The 18,132-nt window shown below is 67.9% G+C and carries 14 protein-coding genes; 10 read left to right on the forward strand and 4 right to left on the reverse strand.

Features of this window, described 5'->3' with window-relative positions; all coding sequences use genetic code 11:
• Window positions 1-176: 176 nt before the first annotated feature.
• Window positions 177-1,697 (reverse strand): thioredoxin family protein, encoded by a 1,521-nt coding sequence (locus V3B64_RS00305; RefSeq protein ID WP_329913315.1) that lies wholly within the window; start codon window positions 1,695-1,697, stop codon window positions 177-179.
• 119 nt (window positions 1,698-1,816) lie between these two features.
• On the reverse strand, window positions 1,817-2,266 hold the full coding sequence (locus V3B64_RS00310) for a GNAT family N-acetyltransferase (protein WP_329913316.1): 450 nt from the start codon (window positions 2,264-2,266) through the stop codon (window positions 1,817-1,819).
• 66 nt (window positions 2,267-2,332) lie between these two features.
• Between V3B64_RS00310 and V3B64_RS00315 the strand changes: the two genes are divergently transcribed.
• From V3B64_RS00315 to V3B64_RS00360, 10 genes are all read left to right on the forward strand, one after another.
• Window positions 2,333-3,268 (forward strand): TIGR03571 family LLM class oxidoreductase, encoded by a 936-nt coding sequence (locus V3B64_RS00315; protein ID WP_329913317.1) that lies wholly within the window; start codon window positions 2,333-2,335, stop codon window positions 3,266-3,268.
• A gap of 125 nt (window positions 3,269-3,393) precedes the next feature.
• A complete protein-coding gene (locus V3B64_RS00320; protein ID WP_032129991.1) occupies window positions 3,394-3,705 on the forward strand; it encodes a DUF3817 domain-containing protein in 312 nt (103 codons plus the stop codon).
• A gap of 154 nt (window positions 3,706-3,859) precedes the next feature.
• Window positions 3,860-5,056, forward strand: coding sequence for an MFS transporter (locus V3B64_RS00325; protein WP_153855532.1), 1,197 nt, complete (start codon window positions 3,860-3,862; stop codon window positions 5,054-5,056).
• Window positions 5,053-6,246: an isochorismate synthase gene (locus tag V3B64_RS00330; RefSeq protein WP_329913318.1), complete on the forward strand. Its 1,194-nt coding sequence runs from the start codon at window positions 5,053-5,055 to the stop codon at window positions 6,244-6,246. Before V3B64_RS00325 ends, V3B64_RS00330 begins: the two co-directional genes overlap by 4 nt.
• Entirely contained in the window at window positions 6,243-7,895 is a 1,653-nt protein-coding gene (locus V3B64_RS00335; RefSeq protein ID WP_329913319.1) for an AMP-binding protein, read from the forward strand. The genes V3B64_RS00330 and V3B64_RS00335 overlap by 4 nt, the downstream gene beginning before the upstream one ends.
• Window positions 7,895-8,527, forward strand: a complete 633-nt coding sequence (locus V3B64_RS00340) for an isochorismatase family protein (RefSeq protein ID WP_071229060.1) — start codon at window positions 7,895-7,897, stop codon at window positions 8,525-8,527. Before V3B64_RS00335 ends, V3B64_RS00340 begins: the two co-directional genes overlap by 1 nt.
• Complete coding sequence (locus V3B64_RS00345; RefSeq protein ID WP_119006391.1) at window positions 8,527-8,784, forward strand: phosphopantetheine-binding protein; 258 nt, start codon at window positions 8,527-8,529, stop codon at window positions 8,782-8,784. Before V3B64_RS00340 ends, V3B64_RS00345 begins: the two co-directional genes overlap by 1 nt.
• On the forward strand, window positions 8,781-12,671 hold the full coding sequence (locus V3B64_RS00350) for an enterobactin synthase subunit F (RefSeq protein WP_329913320.1): 3,891 nt from the start codon (window positions 8,781-8,783) through the stop codon (window positions 12,669-12,671). Before V3B64_RS00345 ends, V3B64_RS00350 begins: the two co-directional genes overlap by 4 nt.
• Window positions 12,662-13,420 carry a 2,3-dihydro-2,3-dihydroxybenzoate dehydrogenase gene (locus V3B64_RS00355; protein WP_329913321.1) on the forward strand — a complete coding sequence of 253 codons (759 nt, stop codon included), beginning with the start codon at window positions 12,662-12,664 and terminating at the stop codon, window positions 13,418-13,420. Before V3B64_RS00350 ends, V3B64_RS00355 begins: the two co-directional genes overlap by 10 nt.
• A 150-nt stretch (window positions 13,421-13,570) precedes the next feature.
• Window positions 13,571-14,017 carry a transposase gene (locus V3B64_RS00360; RefSeq protein WP_329913322.1) on the forward strand — a complete coding sequence of 149 codons (447 nt, stop codon included), beginning with the start codon at window positions 13,571-13,573 and terminating at the stop codon, window positions 14,015-14,017.
• A 196-nt stretch (window positions 14,018-14,213) separates the two neighbouring features.
• On the opposite strand, the gene V3B64_RS00365 is transcribed toward V3B64_RS00360, so the two are convergent.
• A complete protein-coding gene (locus tag V3B64_RS00365) occupies window positions 14,214-15,671 on the reverse strand; it encodes an esterase-like activity of phytase family protein (RefSeq protein WP_329913323.1) in 1,458 nt (485 codons plus the stop codon).
• Window positions 15,672-15,692: 21 nt separating this feature from the next.
• Complete coding sequence (locus V3B64_RS00370; protein ID WP_329913324.1) at window positions 15,693-18,011, reverse strand: TonB-dependent receptor; 2,319 nt, start codon at window positions 18,009-18,011, stop codon at window positions 15,693-15,695.
• Window positions 18,012-18,132 lie beyond the last annotated feature (121 nt).

The raw sequence follows: 18,132 nt of genomic DNA on the forward strand, positions 1-18,132 counted from the left end.
GTCGGCCCGGCGGGGGCCCGCCATCCCGCGACGGGGGGGGGCCCCCCCCCGCCCCGCCACTACCAGAACCCGCTTTCCGAACCCTGACCGGCGCGCTGATGCGCGGCCCCCGCCCCCTCCCACACGGATCAACAAAAGCGCCGGCAGGCGAACCCGCCGCCAGCGCTTTCATCAACTCAACTCAACCAGTCCTTGCAGGCGCCATCCACCTGGTCACCACACGCCTGCTGCATCCGCTGCTGCAGCCGTGCCAGCGTCTCCGCACCCTGGTGCTTGCCGCTCCACGCCTTCAACTGCCCGGCCAGGCGCTCGAAACGCTGGCGAGTACGCTGGTGGTAACCCGACGGCTGTGCCTCCAGCTCGGCGATCAGCGACGCAGTCGCCTGCTCGATGCGTGGTGCATCGTCCGGCGCCAGCTTCAGCAGGCCTTCCACGTACAGCACGCCCCATTGCACGCGGGTGGCCGGGCCCTGTGCACCATCGTAGGCGCGCTTCAACCACTCCAGCGCACCGGCGGTGTCGCCGCGCTGCTCGGCCAGTTCGGCCAGCTCGGGCATGTAGTAGTACGGCTGCTCGCTGCGCTTCAGCTCGGCCAGCAACAGCGCCTCGGCACCCGCGTCGTCACCTACCTCGCGCAATGCGTACACCGCGCTGCTGATCGTGGCCTGGCGTGCATGCGCATCGGTGGCGGCGGCATCAGCAGCGGCCACGCGCTGCTTGACCCGCTCGACCAGCGGCGCGGGCAGTGCGCCCTTGGGCTGTTGCTGGCGGGCCAGCGATACTTCGGTCAGCGCACGCGACAACGCGTCGTCGGCGCGATCACCGCGCTCGGCATCGGCGCGCTCCAGTGCGACCAGCAATTGCTGGCCCAGGGTGTTGGACGTGGCCGGCCCGGCACTGGCCTGCTTGACCAGCTGCACGCCTGCATAGCCGAGCAATTCACGGTTGCGGCGCACTTCCGCCGGTTGTGCCAGTACGGCCTGCAGCAGCTCGCGCACTTCGGTGGGCGAGGCATCGGGCTTTTCGGCTGTGGCCAGAGCCAGCAGGGCGAAACGGCGCTGCAGGGCGGCGTCGGGTGCCGCCCTGGACAACTGGCGCAGCACGTCCTGGCTCCTGCGCTCGCCGGCCAGGCGGTTGGCGTCCACTTCCCAGCCGTAGTCACCCAGCACCTGCCAGTCTTCGGCGGCCAGCCGGTCTGGCGTTGCCAGCGCGGTGGCCAAGGTGGCGGCAACAGCACTGCGGCGGCCTGCAGCGACGGTCAGGGCCCGGGTCAGTTCGGCGGCGTCATTGCCACCGGCCACGCGGGTGATTTCGTTGCGCTGTGGGTCCAGCACGATCAGCGTGGGATAGCCGCGTACGCCGAAGCGTTCGCCCCAGGCCTGCGCACCTTCCTCGTCGCCATCCAGGTAGACGGGAACGAATTTGCTGGTCAGCGCGATGAAGGCCGGGTCCTTGAACAGGCCCGCCTTGAGCTGGTTGCACGGCGGGCACCAGACCGCACCCCAGTACAGCAGCACCGGCTTGCCGCTGTCGGCGGCTTCGGCGAAGGCATCGTCCACATCGCCCTGGCGCCAGGCGATGGCGGATGCCGGCGCGGGTGCCTCGGCGGAATTGGCGGTGGATACCGGGGCCGGGGTGCAGGCGCTCAGCGCCGAAGCCAGCAGCAACACGGAAAGCGCGACGCGCATCGGCAGCATCTCGAAGGGCAGGGTGACAGGCCATTGTAGGAACCGCCGGGGAGCCTGCTGATTCAGTTTGCTTATGACAGGCGTGCCGCAGGGCATGACGCCCACCGGGCATTGCCGGGCGGATGCCTTCAGGCCGCTGCCCGCACCATCTGCTGGTACACCAGCCCGTTGAACTCGCCGACCTCCCCATCCAGCACAAAGCCATAGCGCAGGTAGGTAGGCACTGCGTTGAGCGAGGCGCGCACTGTCAGTACCGGCTCGCGTACCTGCGGCAGCACGGCTTCGAACAAGGCATGGCCGATGCCCTGGCCCTGGCAGGCGGGATCGACGAACAGCATTGCCAGGTGCCGGCCCTCCTTCAGTTCGACCACGCCGACCACGCGCGCATCCTGTTCGGCCAACAGGATGTGGTTGTCACCCTGCAGGCGCGCACCAAATGCGTCGGCTGCTGCGACACTGCCGAAGGTGGCGATACCGGCAGCGCTGAGCGAAGGCGCCACCGCTGCAGTGAACGCAGCCAGGCATACCGCGCTGATCGCAGGCAGGTCATCGGCGTGGGCAGGGCGGATCCTTGGCATGCAGTGTTCTTCCTGTGGTGGGCGGCGCATCATCGTTGCCGCAGACCTGCAGGCTAAGCTGGCGGCATGAGTGAATTCAATCCCGCCCATGCTTCGTTGTTTCCTCAACAAGGACTGAGCCTGGGCCTGATGACGCCGGTTGCGGCGTATGGACTGGCCGATCCGGACGAGGCGCGGCGCATCGCACGGCTGGCCGATGATCTTGGCTTCGCCGCGCTATGGACGCGCGACGTGCCATTGATGGTGCCGCAGGGCCCGGATGCAACAGCGAGTGCGCTGGATGACCCGTTCCTGTGGCTGGGCATGCTGGCTGCAGCGACCGAGCGCATCGTGGTCGGCAGCGCAGCCATTGTGCTGCCGCTGCGGCAGCCGTTGCAGGTGGCGAAGTTGGCGCTGAGCCTGGACCGGATCAGTCGCGGGCGCTTCGTGCTCGGGCTGGGTTCGGGTGACCGCCCGGAAGAATTTGCTGCGTTCGGCGAGGATCTGGAGGGCAGGGCGGCGACGTTCCGTGAGCGCTGGACGTTGTTGCGCGCGGCACTGTCACCGGAGGCCGATGAGCGGACCGCCGTACTGCAGGCGACCGGTGGCTTCGATGTGCTGCCGGCACCGGCGACGCGCATTCCGATGCTGGTGGTGGGTACTGCGCGGCAGAGCCTGCAGTGGATCGCGCGTGAGGCCGAAGGTTGGGCCACCTATCACCGCGAGGAGGTTGCGCAGGAAGGGCGCATCGGCCTGTGGCAGCAGGCGCTGGTGCAGCGCGGCGGGGCAGGCAAGCCGTTCGTGCAGTCGATGCAGCTGGACCTGCAGGCGGATCCGCAGGCGCCCGCCGAGCCATTGCCGCTGGGCCTGAAGGTCGGCCGCGACGGGCTGCGCGACTATCTGCGGCGCGTGCATGCGCAGGGCGTGGCGCATGTGATGTTCAATCTGGTCGACAACGGACGACCGATGGACGCCGTGCTGCGCGAGATCGGCGAGCAGGTTCTGCCGGATGTGCTCCGGTAGGTGTCCACCCTGGTGGACACGTTCCAGCAGTCGAGCACGGCTCGACTCTACATGGGGTTCGCATCTGCGTATCATTCGCATTTGATATCCCGATGACGGAGCTCCGCGTGACCCAACGTTCCCCCATGCACCCGACTGGACGCCTGTTCGCGGCGGTCGCTTTCATCGAGGCCGTGACCTGGGCCGGCCTGCTCATCGGCATGTGGATGAAGTACGGCCCGATGGCCAACGTTGCGCTGGTCAAGCTGTTCGGCCCCCTGCACGGCGTGGCGTTCCTGGTCTACGTGGCGGTGACGCTGTTCGCGGCAGTACGCCTGCGTTGGCCGTGGTGGGCCAGTGCCCTGGCCCTGCTGGCGGCGATCCCGCCGCTGGTGACGCTGCCGCTGGAGTGGTGGTTCAAGCGCCGTGGTCTGCTGGGCCTGCGTGCAATGCGCTGAACCCACTGTTGCATGACCATTCAAGAGAATGGGTATCAAATGCAAATACGAGCCGTTATCATTTAAGGATGGCATCGGGCCCTCAGCAGGACTGATGCCGGGCGGGGGCGTACAGACGCGCCCGGCCATCCTTTCCTGTTACGGCTGGTGTTTCATGCACGCACGTCCCGTCGTTCCCGGCTTGCCGGCGCTGGTGTTGGCTGCCCTGATCGGCACCATGGCGATGATGTCCTTTGTCGCCGTGATCGGCCCGGTGGTCCGCATGCTCGGTTTGTCCGAGTGGCATGCCGGCCTCTCGGTCACCGCCGCCGGTGTGTTGTGGATGCTGGCCGCGCGCCCGTGGGGCCAGCTCAGCGACCGCATCGGCCGCAAGCGCGTGCTGATGCTGGCGATGAGTGCCTACACCGTGGTCTACATCGCGCTGGCGGTGTTCATCGACGTGGCCCTGCAGGCGGTGCCGCCGGTGTTGGTATCGGTGCTCGTGCTGGTCGGTGCGCGTGGCCTGATCGGCCTGTTCTACGCCGCGGTGCCTCCTACCGCTGCCGCGCTGATCGCCGACAAGGCACCGACCGGGCAGCGTGCGAAATTCCTCGCCCGCCTGGGCAGCGCCAACGCACTGGGGATGGTGCTTGGCCCGGCCGCCGCTGGCTGGCTGGCCTATACGAATCTGTCGCTGGCGCTGTATGTGGCCGCACTGTTGCCGCTGCTTGCGCTGGCATTGCTGGCCTGGCGGCTGCCGGCCACGCCGCCGGTGGAGAGCGCTTCTGCGCAACGCCGCCAGCCGATGAGCCGTCTCGATCCACGCCTGCGCCTGCCACAGCTGGCGGCGTTCATTGCGATGGTCTCGGTGACCATCGCGCAGGTCACGGTCGGCTTCTTCGCGATCGACCGCCTCGGCCTGGATGCAGCGGCGGGCGCCCGCATGGCGGGTATCGCGCTCACGGCGGTCGGCGTCGGCCTGATCCTGGCGCAGGCGCTGGTGATGAAGCTGGAGGTGCATCCGCGGCGCTGGATCATCCTGGGTGCGTTGATTTCCGGCATCGGTTTCGCTTCGGTGGCCGGCGTGCAGCAGGCCTGGCAGTTGCCGGCGGCGTACGCGCTGGCCGCGTTCGGCATGGGTTTCGTATTCCCCTCGTTCCAGGCGCTGGCCGCCGATGCGGTGGAGGCGCACGAGCAGGGCGCCGCGGCCGGCACGGTGGCGGCCGCGCAGGGGCTGGGCATGGTGGCCGGGCCGATGCTCGGCACGCTGTTGTATCGCGGCGGGCCAAGCCTGCCTTACCTGCTGGTCGGCGCGCTGCTGCTGTTGCTGTGCGCGCTGGCCGCAGCGCATCGGATGAAGGAGACCCCATGAACGATTCCCTGATGCAGGGCGCGTGGCCGGAGGCTGCGCCAGCGCCGCAGGAGAACACCGACGACGCGTCGCTGTTCCTGCTGCAGCATGCGGGCCAGCACGTGCACGCACGCGGGTGCCGCGCCGCGCTGCCGGTCGGTGCACTGGCGACGCTGGCAGAGCGCGTTTCGGAGTTCTTTGCCCAGCAGCGCGGTGGTCCGGGCCTGTTGGTTGGCGCGGTGCCGTTCGAACCGCGCGCGGACGATGCGTTGTACCAGCCCGAGCGCCTGCTGCCTGCGCTGGCACTGCAACCGCAGGCCGCACCGCCGCTGGACGGCGCCCTGCGGGCCGAGCCTGTGCCGCAGGACTATGCGTCAGCGGTTGCCGCGGCGGTGCAGGTCCTGCGTGCGCCCGAGCAGAACCTGCACAAGGTGGTGCTGGCGCGCAGCCTGTTGGCGCGCACCCGCCAGGCGCTGTCGCCGGACGTGCTGCTGGCACGCCTGGGCGCGGATCCGTCGGTGGCGACCTACGCGGTGCCGTTGCCGGTGGAGCTGGGCCAGGCGCCGGCGTGGCTGGTGGGGGCAACCCCGGAACTGCTGCTGCGCAAGCGCGGTGCCGAACTGTTGTCGCATCCGCTCGCCGGGTCAGCACGCCGCAGCGCCGATGCTGCCGAGGACGAGCGTGCCGCGCAGGCGCTGCTGGCCTCGACCAAGGACCATGACGAGCATCGCCATGTGGTGGACGCCATCGTCGAGGGCCTGGCACCGTACTGCAGCCACATCGATGCACAGCCACGGCCGATGCTGCATGCCACCGCCAGCATGTGGCACCTGGGCACCCGCATCCATGCCACCCTGAAGGATCCGCAGACGTCTGCCGCCGAACTGCTGGCACAGCTGCACCCCACGCCGGCGGTCTGCGGTACGCCGCGGCTGGCGGCACTGCAGCGCATCCGCGAACTGGAACCGGTGCCGCGCGGCTTCTACGCCGGCGCCGTGGGCTGGCTGGATGCGCAGGGTGACGGCGACTGGTACGTGGCGATCCGCTGCGCACGCCTGCAGGGCACGCAGCTGCGCCTGTATGCCGGTGCCGGCATCGTCGCCGAATCGGAACCCGAGGCCGAGGTGGCCGAAACCGCGGCGAAGTTCGCTGCCCTGTTGAACGCGCTGGGTGTCCAGGAATCCGCGCCCGTCATCGAGCCTGCCGCATGACTACCTCCACTGATTCCTCCCGCCTGCCACTGCAGCAGGTGTGGCCTGATGAACTGATGGCGCGCTATCGCGAGGCCGGCCACTGGCGGGGCGAGACCTTCCCGGCGTTCCTGCGCGAGCGCGCGGAACGCTATGCGGATGACATCGCGGTGGTCGCCGGTGATATCCGCCTGAGCTACGCGCAGCTGTGGCATGAGGCCGGACGCATCGGCGCGGGCCTGCTGGCACTCGGCCTGCAGCCCGGTGAGCGGGTGCTGGTGCAGCTGGGCAACACCGCCGGCTTCATCACTACGATCTGTGGCCTGTTCCGGGCCGGACTGGTGCCGGTGTACGCACTGCCTGCGCATCGCATCACCGAGCTGGTGCACTTCGCGAACAAGGCCGAGGCCAGTGCCTACATCACTGCCGACCTGCACGATGGCTTTGATCATCGCGGACTGGCGCGGGCGCTGCAGGCCGAGGTGCCGGCGCTGCGCCACGTGGTCATCGACGGCGATGCGGCGGAGTTCACCGCGCTGCAGGCGCTGCAGGGCGATCGCAGCGAGCTGCCGGCCGACCCGGACCCGCAGTCGGTGGCGTTCCTGCAGATCTCCGGTGGCAGCACCGGCCTGTCCAAGCTGATCCCGCGCACGCACGACGACTACATCTACTCGTTCCGCGCCAGCAATGACCTCTGCGGCATCGACCGCGACAGCGTCTACCTGGTCGCGCTGCCGGCCGCGCACAACTTCCCGATGAGTTCGCCCGGCTTCTTCGGTGCGCTGTATGCCGGCGCCCGCGTGGTGCTCAGCCCCGGTCCCGGCCCGGATGCGGCCTTCCCGCTGATCGCCCGCGAGCGCGTGACCTGCTGTGGCCTGGTGCCGCCGCTGGCGCTGCTGTGGGCGCAGGCAGCGGCAACCACTCCGCACGATCTGTCCAGCCTGCAGGTGCTGCAGGTGGGCGGTGCCAAACTGGTGCCTGAAGCCGCGCGGCGCGTGATCGACGGCCTGGGCTGCACCCTGCAGCAGGTGTTCGGCATGGCCGAGGGCCTGGTCAACTACACCCGCCTGGATGATCCGGAGGAACTGATCGTGGCCTGCCAGGGCCGGCCGATCAGCCCGGACGACGAAGTGCGCGTGGTCGATGACCACGACCAGCCGGTGGCCGAAGGCGAAGTGGGCCATCTGCTGACCCGCGGCCCGTACACCATCCGTGGCTATCACAATGATGCGGTGGCCAATGCGCGCTCGTTCACCGACGACGGCTTCTACCGCACCGGTGACCGCGTGCAGCAGCTGGCCGGCGGCTATCTGGTGGTGCAGGGCCGTGCCGGTGACCACATCAACCGCGCGGGCGAGAAGATCTCCGCCGAAGAGATCGAGGACCACCTGCTGGCCCACCCGGGTGTGTTCGACGCCGCCGTGGTCTCCATTCCCGACGAGTATCTCGGTGAGCGCAGCTGCGCCTTCGTGATCCAGCAGGGTGAGCCGATCAAGGCGCCGGCACTGAAGGCCTGGATGCGTACGCGCGGCCTGGCCGCGTTCAAGGTGCCGGACCAGGTCGTGTTCGTCGAAAGCTTCGATACCACTGCGGTCGGCAAGATCAGCCGCCGCGAACTGCGCGCGCAGCTGCGCGCGCGTCATCTGCAACAGACAGGAGGAACGCGCTGATGGCGCTGCCCCGCATCACCAACTATTCCTTGCCGACCGCTGCCGAACTGCCGCAGGCGCGCGGGCCCTGGCGCCCGCAGCGCGATCGTGTCGCGCTGCTGGTACACGACATGCAGCGCTACTTCCTGGCCGCGTTCGATGCCGGAAACGCGCCGCTGCGGCCGGCGGTGGACAACATCGCGCGCCTGCTGGCGCATTGTCGCGCACATGGCATTCCGGTGTTCTACACCGCCCAGCATGGCGACCAGGACCGCCGCGACCGTGGCCTGCAGGCCGACCTGTGGGGCCCGGGCATGCGCCGCAGTGCCGATCATGAGCCGATCATCGAGGCGCTGGCACCACAGCCGGGCGAGCATGTGCTGGTGAAGCACCGCTACAGCGCGTTCCAGCGCAGCAACCTGGAGACGCTGATGCGAGTGCGTGGGCGGGACCAGTTGCTGGTGACCGGCGTGTACGCCCATATCGGCTGCACCGCGACCGCGGTCGAGGCCTTCCAGCGCGATATCGAGGCGTTCATCGCAGCCGATGCGGTGGCGGACTTTTCGCGTGCCGATCACGATCAGGCGCTGCACTGGATCGCACGCACCTGTGGCGTGCCGATGACCACCGATCAGCTGCTGGAGGTGCTGTGATGGCTGCCACGGGTGAGATGCTGGATCTGGAGCGGATGCGTGCCGACGTGGCGCGCGTTCTGGAATGTACGCCGGCCGAGATCGGTGACGACGACAACCTGATCGATCTGGACCTGGATTCGATGCGCATGCTCGGCCTGGTCCTGGCCTGGGGCAACACCGGCCTGCCACTGGAGTTCTCGCAGCTGGCCGAACACACCACGCTGCGCCAGTGGTGGGGTGTGGTGCAGACGCTGCAGGCCGCGCAGAACGCATGAACGCCGCCGCGCTGGCCACGCCGGTGGCGCTGACCGAGGCCCAGGCCGGACTGTGGTTCGCACAGCGGCTGGCACCGGAGAATCCGTCGTTCAATACCGCGCATGCCGTGTGGATCGAGGGTGCGCTGGACGTGGCCGCATTCATGGCGGCTGCCAACCGGGCGGCGGTTGAAACCGAGGCCTTCGCATTGCGCTTTGCCGAAGGTGCCGATGGCCAGCCGCTGCAGTGGCATGACCCGACGCATGTGCCGCTGCTGTCGGTGCGCGATCTATCCGGCGATACCGACCCGGCATCGGCGGCGCGTGCCCTGATGCAGGCCGACCGGCTCAGCGCGGTCGATCCGACCCGCGACCGCATAAGCCAGCAGGTGTTGTTCGATCTGGGTGGCCAGCGCTGGGTCTGGTATCTGCGTGTGCATCACCTTGCAGCCGATGGCTATGGCATGGCGCTGTTCACTGATCGCGTATGCGCCTTGTATGCCGGTCGTGCGGGTGAGGCACTGCCGGGACTGGCGGGCGTGCTGGCCGATGATGCCGCCTATCGTGCCGACCCGCGCCGCACGCAAGCCGGGCAGTGGTGGCGCGAACAGATGCAGGGCGCGCCGGCGGGCGCGGGCCTGGCCGGTACGCTCGCGGCCAGTGACGACGCGCTGCGCTGGGTGCAGCCGCTCGATGCTGCATTCCGTGAGCAGCTGCTGCAGGCATCGGTGCGTTGGCTGCAGCCCTGGCCGGATGTGCTGGCCGCGTTGTCGGCCGAGTACCTGCGGCGGATGAGCGCCGCCGATGAAGTGGTGCTGGGGGTGCCCTACATGGGGCGGCTCGGCAACGCATCGGCGCGGGTGCCGGCGATGGTGATGAATGTGCTGCCGCTGCGGGTGGCGGCCGGCGAGGGCAGTGCCGAGGCGTTTACCCGGGCATTGGGCCGGCAGCTCAGCCAGGGCCGCAAGCACGGCCGCTACCGTGGCGAGCAGTTGCGCCGCGACCTGGGCCTGGTGGGCGCGCAGCAGCGCCTGCACGGTCCGCTGGTGAATGTGCAGCCGTTCTACAAGCCACTGGCACTGAACGGCGTGCGGGCGACGCTGGAAGTGCTGTGCACCGGGCCGGTGGATGATCTGACGCTGGGCTTCCGTGGCGACGGCCAGCACCTGCTGGATCTGGAGATCGAAGCCAATCCCGCGTTGTACAGTCGGGAGGATGTCGAGGCGCACGCGACCCGGTTGCTGCATTTCGTATCGGCGGCGCTGGAGGCCGGAGACATCGCGGCGGTGCCGCTGGCCACCGTCGCAGAAGCGCAGCAGGTGGTGCATGGTTTCAATGCCACCGCGCATGCGCTGCCACAGACTACGTTGGTTGAACTGCTGCAGCAGGGCATGGACCGTGATCCGCACGCGCCTGCGCTGGTGTTCGGCGACACCACGCTGGACTACGCAACGCTGGAAGCGCGGAGTTTCGCGCTGGCGGCACAACTGCGCGCGATGGCGGTCGGTCCGGGCAGTGTGGTGGCGGTGGCATTGCCGCGCTCGCTGGAACTGGTGATCGCGCTGGTGGCGGTGCTGCGTGCGGGTGCCGCCTACCTGCCGCTGGACCTTGCCCATCCCGATGAGCGCCTCGCGCGTATTCTCGCCTCGGCGCAGCCGGCGTGCGTACTGGCTGCGGCAGAGGTATCGGCGCGCATGGACGGTGTGCCGGTGCTTGCCCCCGATCAATGGACCGCGCTGAGTTTCGCAGCACCGTGGGCCGATCCGGCGCCCAGCGATGCAGCCTATGTGATCTATACCTCCGGTTCGACCGGCGAGCCGAAGGGCGTCGTCATCGAGCACCGCGCCATCGTCAACCGCCTGCTGTGGATGCGCGAGCACTACGGCATCCGTTCCGATGACCGTGTTCTGCAGAAAACCCCGGCCACGTTCGATGTTTCGGTCTGGGAGTTCTTCCTGCCGCTGCTGTGCGGCGCGACGCTGGTGGTGGCGGGCCCGGACGCGCATCGAGATCCGACCGAGCTGGCGCGGCTGATCCGTGCGCATGGCATCACCACCGCGCATTTCGTGCCGTCGATGCTCGACGCGTTCCTTGCCGCGCCGGCCTCTGAAGACCTGCAGCTGCGCCGCGTGTTCACCAGTGGCGAAGCGCTGGACGCGTCGTTGCGTGATCGTTTCAATGCGCGCATGCAGGCCGAACTGCACAATCTGTATGGCCCGACCGAAGCGGCCGTGGACGTGAGCTACTGGCCGGCCTCTGCGCAGGACCGCTCACGGCCGGTACCGATCGGCTTCCCGGTCTGGAACACACGCCTGTACGTGCTTGACGCGCGGATGCAGCCGCTGCCGGTGGGTGTGCCGGGCGATCTGTATCTGGGCGGCGTGCAGCTGGCGCGTGGCTATCTCGGCCGCGATGACCTGACCGCCGAACGCTTCCTGGCCGATCCCTTCCTGCCAGGGGAGCGCATCTACCGCACCGGCGACGTGGGGCGTTGGCGGAGCGATGGCGCAGTCGAATACCTGGGCCGCAGCGACCACCAGGTGAAGCTGCGCGGCCTGCGCATCGAGCTGGGCGAGATCGAGGCGGCACTGCGCGAGCTGCCGGGCATGGAGCGCGTGGAAGTGCTGCTGCGCCAGGACACGCCGGGCGATGCCCGGCTGGTGGCCTATGTGCCAGCGGCGCTTGCCGATGCCGTGATGCTGCGCAGCCAGCTGGCCACGCACGTACCGGACTACATGGTGCCGTCGGCGTTCGTTGGCGTGGATCAGTGGCCGGTGACCGCCAACGGCAAGCTCGACCGCAACGCGTTGCCGAAGCCGCCGCAGAACGAGATTGCCGGACTGGCGCCGCGCACGCCGCTGGAACAGGAGCTGGCGGTGCTGTTTGCCCAGGCACTCGGGCGTGAAGCGCCCGTGGCGGTCGATGCGGACTTCTTCAGCCTCGGCGGCGACTCGCTGTCCGCGGTGCACCTGCTGCTGGCGATCGAACAACGCTGGCGCTGTGACCTCGGCCTCGGTGCCTTGTTCGCGCAGCCGACCGTGGCCGCATTGGCGACGCGCATTGGCGAACCGCCGGCGCTGGCCGACCACGCGTTGGGGCCGGTGATCGCGTTGGCTGCCACTGATGCTGACGGGCCCACTCCGTTGTTCGTGCTGCACCCGGCCGGTGGCATCGCCTGGAACTACCGGACGCTGGCGCGCGCCCTGCAGCCGGCACGCCCGGTATATGGCCTGCAGTCGCCCGCGCTGGATCCGAAGCAGCCGTTGCCGTCCAGCATCGAAGCCATGGCCAATGACTATGTGCAGCGGGTGGTCACGCTGCAACCGAAGGGACCGGTGCATCTGCTGGGCTGGTCGGTGGGCGGCATCCTCGCCCAGGCGATGGCGGTGCGCCTGCATGAAATCGGGCGCGAAGTCGGCGAGCTGGTGCTGCTCGACGCCTACCCCAGCGAATGCTGGCGGGCTGAGCCGGAACCCGATGCCATCGCCGCATTGCGTGCGCTGCTGGCGATTGCAGGCCATGACCCGGAGGCGCATCCGGAGCTGGACAGCCGTGAACGCATTCTTGGTTTCCTGCGCCGTGGCGGTAGTGCGCTCGGTAGCCTGCCGGATGTAGTGCTCGATGGCGTGGTGCGTGCGGTGACCGGCACCAACCGGTTGATCCGCGAACACATCCACCAACCGTTCGACGGCACGCTGGTGCACGTGCGCGCTGGCCGGGATCATCAGACGCGGCCGCAGCTGCAGTCGGCGTTGTGGCGCACGCACGCGCGCAAGGTGCAGGCGCTGGAACTGCCGTTCCTGCATGCCGAGCTGACCGGACGCGATGCGGTGGCGCAGCTGGCACCGTGGTTGTCGGCGCGCCTGGGCCACTGGGATGAGCAACAGGAGATCGCAACATGCAGTTGACCGGCTTTGAAGGTCGCGTGGCACTGGTGACCGGTGCCGCCGGCGGCATCGGCGAGGCACTGGTACGGCTGTTGGCCGAGGCCGGCTGCACTGTGGTGGCAACCGACCGCGAGGCGCCTGTGGTAGTGGATGCACGTGTGCAGGCATTTGCGCTCGATGTGACCGACAGCGTAGCGGTGGACGCCCTGGTGGATCGTGTGGAAGCCAGCATTGGGCCGATCGGCCTCGCCGCAAGCGTGGCGGGTGTTCTGCATGTGGGAGCTGTTGCGGAGACCACGGATGCCGATTGGCGCCGGGTGTTCGCAGTCAACGCCGATGGTGTGTTCCATGTTGGCCGTGCGCTGGCGCGGGTGATGTCACCGCGAGGCCAGGGCGCGATCGTCACCGTCAGTTCGAATGCCGCCGGCGTGCCGCGGCACGGCATGGCCGCCTATGCCGCGTCCAAGGCCGCCGCCACGATGTTCACCCGCTGCCTCGGGCTGGAGCTGGCGCCGCTGGGCATCCGCTGCAACATCGTCGCCCCGGGTTCAACGCTGACCCCGATGCAGACCGGCATGTGGCAGGACGCGCACGGTGCCGAGCGGGTGATCGCCGGCAGCCTGGAGACGTACAAGGCCGGCATCCCGCTGCGCAAGCTGGCCACCCCGGAAGACATCGCTCATTCGGTGATGTTCCTGCTCTCCGAGCAGGCCGGGCACGTGGCGATGAGTGACCTGTACGTGGACGGCGGCGCCACCCTGCGCGGGTGAGTCCTGCATATTCCGACCACCTGCCGGCAACCCATGGCCCCCGGTAGTGCCGGCCGCTGGCCGGCAACCTCATTCAACTTCAGACATCTCCGAACATCCATCGAGGCATGGCCTGACGTTCAACGCGCAATGATCGCTCCACCATGGGGCATGAGCAGCCACCGCCTCCGCCTGGGCCGGCGTTCCATTGTCGGTCAGGTCTACGTTCTGACAACGACGACACATCAGCGCCGCCGGCTCTTTGAAAGCGAAGCTGCAGTGGCATGTGTAATCGACCAGTTCCATTACATCGAACGTCGGGGGCTGGTGCAGTCACTCGCATGGGTCGTCATGCCGGATCACGTCCACTGGATGTTCGAGCTGCGCGGAGGTCCCCTTTCAGGCATTGCGCGCCGAATGAAGTCGTCGAGCGCGCTTGCCTTGAATCGCCTGGCTGGCCGTCGAAGTACGGTATGGCAGCCTGGCTACTTCGATCATGCAGTGAGGGCTGAGGAGTCGCTGGCGCGGCAAGCTCTGTACATCCTCGGGAATCCGGTGCGCGCTGGTCTTGCCCGTCAGGTTGGCGAGTATCCGCATGCGTGGTCGGCTTGGACGTGATGCCGGCCAGCGGCCGGCACTACCGGTTGCGGTGGGGGCTGAGCAGGCGCTGTACATCCTGGGAATCCGGTGCGCGCTGATCTTGCCGGGCAGATTGGCGAGTACCCACATGCGTGGTCGGTCTGGGCGTGATGCCGGCCAGCGGCCGGCACTACCAGGCTTTCGAGCGAGACGGTTGCGGCAATACCCGTTGCGGTCAGGGCAGGGTCAGGCGGTAGACCAGTACGCGGTTGTCGTTGTCGAACGGGCTGTCGCAGGATTGGCCCTGCATGCGGCAGTGACGGGCGATGAAGTCGTTGTCGTTGCCGATCAGCAACAGCACGTCGTTCGGATGCTGCGGGTCCAGCGCTGGCAGTACGTCCATGGCTTCCCACTTTTCCGAGAGCAGCCCGGCATGCGGGCCGCGCTTGGTGTTCAGGTCAAGGCCGGCACGCGCCAGCTGCGGGCGGTCGAGCAGGTTCAGCAGTTCGTCACTGCGTGCGGGCACGATGCCGTCCTTCAACACGGTGCCCGCCGGGTCGGCCAGCACCGAGGCCGTACCGGACTCATAGTTGCTTCCTGCCAGGTTGCTGGCATCGGCCACATCCACCAGCAGCACCGACTTGTAGACGATCGGGTCATCGCCGTCCTTGCCCAGACCGTTGCCATCGCGGGCCAGCAGCAGGAAGCGATTGTCGTCCAATGCGCGCAGCTCGCTCTGCGCGGCGGTGCGGTCCAGCTTGCCCTTGCCGTCGTGTGCATAGGCGGGCAGGGCCATCACGTAATGGCCGATCGGTTGCTGCGGCGTCGGCGAGGCCGTCACGTCGTAGACCAGCACGCGGGTGTTGATGCGCCCGGCCGAGTTGCCTTTTGCGCTGTCCTGCAGCGTCGCGCTCTGAAGGGCCACGAACAGGCGGGTACCGTCGGGGGACAGGCCCATGCCTTCCACGCCCTGGTTGTTGCGGCGCCCAGTCTGCGGCGCCGCCAGCGAACCGAAGGCGGGCTTGCCATCGCGCTGCGGACGGATCGCCGGCGGCGCCACGATCACGCCCTGCAGCTGGCCCTGTGCATCGAAGTAGTAGACGTTGGCGGTGTACTCATCGCCGATGTAGAAGTGGCCATCGGCGGTGAACTGCAGCGACTCCGCATCCAGCGAGACCTTGCCCGCGCCTGCGCCGCTGGCCGGTGAGGGCAGCACCACCTCGCGCTGGGTGATCGTGTACTCACCCGGGTCGGCACCGGTGAACGGCTGCCCCTTGAAATCCTTAAGTACCACGCCCTTGTCGGGCACCATGCTCAGCGTGCCAAGCGCAGGCTTGCCCGGGGTAACGTCGATGCGCAGCTGCATGCGCTCCACGCGACCGGCGTAGTCGTAGAACAGGCCGGCCTCGGGATCATTACGACCGCGGTCGGGCAGGGTCCAGAGCACGCCTTCGTAGCCGCTGGCGGTGCGCTTCCAGGTGCCGGGCTGCACCGCCAGCGACGAAAACGAGCCCAGCGTATCGCCGAGGAAGTCCACCGTGCCCGCGGGCAACCGTCCGGCAGCGACCAGGCCCTTGTCCACATAGGTACGACCGCCCAGCTGCAGGGTGCGCGGTGGTGCACCCGTTGCCTCATGCGGAGCGGAGTATCCGCTGGCGGAGAGGGTGGCCAGCAGCAGGGCGGTCGTGAGCATCAGTGGACTCCGGGCGGAAGATCAGAAGCGAAGGTCGATCGTACCGAACACCTGGCGCGGTGCCGAGGCATGGAACACGTACAGCTTGCCGGCGGGGTCGCTGGGCGCGAACACGCTCGAATCCAGGTTGCTGGCGTAGCGCTTGTTGGTCAGGTTGGTCACATTGAGCGACAGGCGCATGCCCTTGGCGAAGCCGACCTGGCCGAAGTCATAGCCACCGGCCAGATCGAATACGGTGAAGCCGCCGAAGCCCTGGTCGTTGGTGTAGGTGTAAAAGCGCTCGCCGGTGTACTTGCCACGCAGGCTGGCGAACCAGCCGTTGTCGCGCCAGGTGATCTCGGTGGCCAGCAGCTGCTTGGGCGTATCGGTCTGGATCCTGCCCTTGATCTGCTGCTCGACACCGGCCTGCACGTAGTTGGAGGCGTAGGTCGAACGGTTCAGCGAGGCCGAGGTGTACCAGCTGAAGTGCTCGTTCGGGGTCCACAGCACGGTCAGCTCGGCGCCGCGGCTGTCGACGCCGCCAACGTTGTAGAAGCGGTTGCCGCAGGTCGGGCCGACCGGTTGGCGCGAGTCACAGGGGTTGTACTGCAGCAGGCGGTTGTCGAAGCGCACGCTGTAGGCCGCGATCGAGGCCTGCAGGGTATCGGTGACGAAGCGGTAGCCGGCTTCCAGCGAGCGTGACTCCTCCGGCTTCAGGTTGCCCTGCGCATTCCAGGTGGCCTGGCTGACCGCCTGCGGGCCCAGCTTGAAGCCGCCCTGGAACATGGCGATGTTCTCGGCGTAGCTGGCGAAGATCTCGTGGTGCTCGGCCAGGCGGAAGTTGGCGCCGATGCTGGGCAGGAAATTCTTGCTGGCCTTCAACGAACCGGTGGCGAACTGGTTGTTGGAGGTCGGCGAGATCGGCGTCTTCGCATCGCCCGGCAGTGCTTGTGCATCGGAGGTGGCGTACAGGCTCTTGGCGCCGAACTCCAGGGTCAGGCGGTCATCGAGCAGGCGCCAGGTGTCCTTCAGGAAGAACTGGTGGGTCTTCCAGCGGGTGCGCTGGGCGAACACGCCCACATCGGAGGGCAGGGTGTTCATGCCGCTCAGGTCACGCGGGCCGTCCACGGCGGTCTGGTAGCGCTCGGCGCTGCTGGTGTTGCGCTCGTACCAGACGCCGCCTTCGATGCGGTGTGCGCCCAGCTCCCAGTCGAACGACAGCGTGCCGCCGTCGCGGTCGATGGTATAGATGGTGTTGCGGAAGATGATCGGGATCTCCTGCGCGGTGCCCTTGTTCGACCACGCGCCGCTGTTCCAGTTGTGGCCTTCACCACGGTCATCGTGGTGGTAGGCCAGCGCCCGCAGGCTGAAGCCATCGGCCAGGAAGAAATCGCCGGCCAGGTAGTACAGGTTGTCATCGCGCAGGATCTGGCCGGCGGTGAAGGCACCGTCGGCATCCTTGTCCGGGCCGCTGTTGTCGCACTTCTTCGCATTGAAGCTGGCGGTGTTGCAGTAGGCCTTGGCCACCGCCCTGTTCCAGTCCGGCGCGTAGCCGCCCCAGTCCCAGCCCAGCCCGCGCGACACCTCGTCCTTGGACAGGTAGAAGTAGTCCGCCTGGGTGGTGCGCGAGGTATCGACGAAACCGGTGATCTGGCCGCGGCCAAAGTTCCACACGCCCTTGGCGTTGAACTGCTTGGTGGTGGATTTGTTGTAGGCGGTCTGGTCGTTCCACAGATCGGAGACGGCATTCATGCCGGAAACGTAGCCGGAGAAGCCGTTGTACTCGCCGCTGTCCACGCGCACGAAGGTGCGGCGGTTGGCATCGCTGCCGAAGGTCTGCACCACGCGGCCACCCAACTCCTGGGCTGGGCGGTCAGAGGTATACGAGATGGTGCCGCCGAGGTTGCTGGTGGACGGCGTACCGAGGCTGCCGATGCCCACCGCCAGTTCCGCGCCGGCCATGTTCTCGCTGATCAGCGCACGGTTGATGGTCAGGCCGTTGTAGTTGTTGTACGCGCCGTCGCCCAGCGGCACGCCGTCGAGCGTGTAACCGAGACGGGTGGAGTTGAAGCCGCGCAGGCTCAGTGTCATCGACTGCTCGTTGGTGCCCAGCGCATCGGCCGACTGCGCGTTGACGCCAGGCAGTAGATTGAGCGTCTTCTGCAGGCTGGTGCCCGGCGGCAGGATGTCGAGGTTCTCGCGGGTGATGCGCTGCACCTGGCGCGCTTCACCGCTGCCGATCACCGAAACCGCATCGAGATCGGTGGCGGACGTGCCAGTGGAGGTCGGGGCAGCATCCTGCGCCCAGGCCGCGGGAGCGAGCGCGATCGACAGCGCAGCGGCCAACAAAGTCTTCGTCATGTTACGGACACTCAGGCAGGCACGAGCCACCGCACGGGCGCGGAGCTCATGGAGTTCAAAAGGGGAGACAAGCGATGCGACCGGTGGCGCTGCAGGCGCCGTGGATCAACGTGAAAATGGT

It is taken from the genome of Stenotrophomonas sp. SMYL86, assembly GCF_036320025.1.
In the GTDB taxonomy this organism is placed as follows: Bacteria; Pseudomonadota; Gammaproteobacteria; order Xanthomonadales; family Xanthomonadaceae; genus Stenotrophomonas; species Stenotrophomonas maltophilia_A.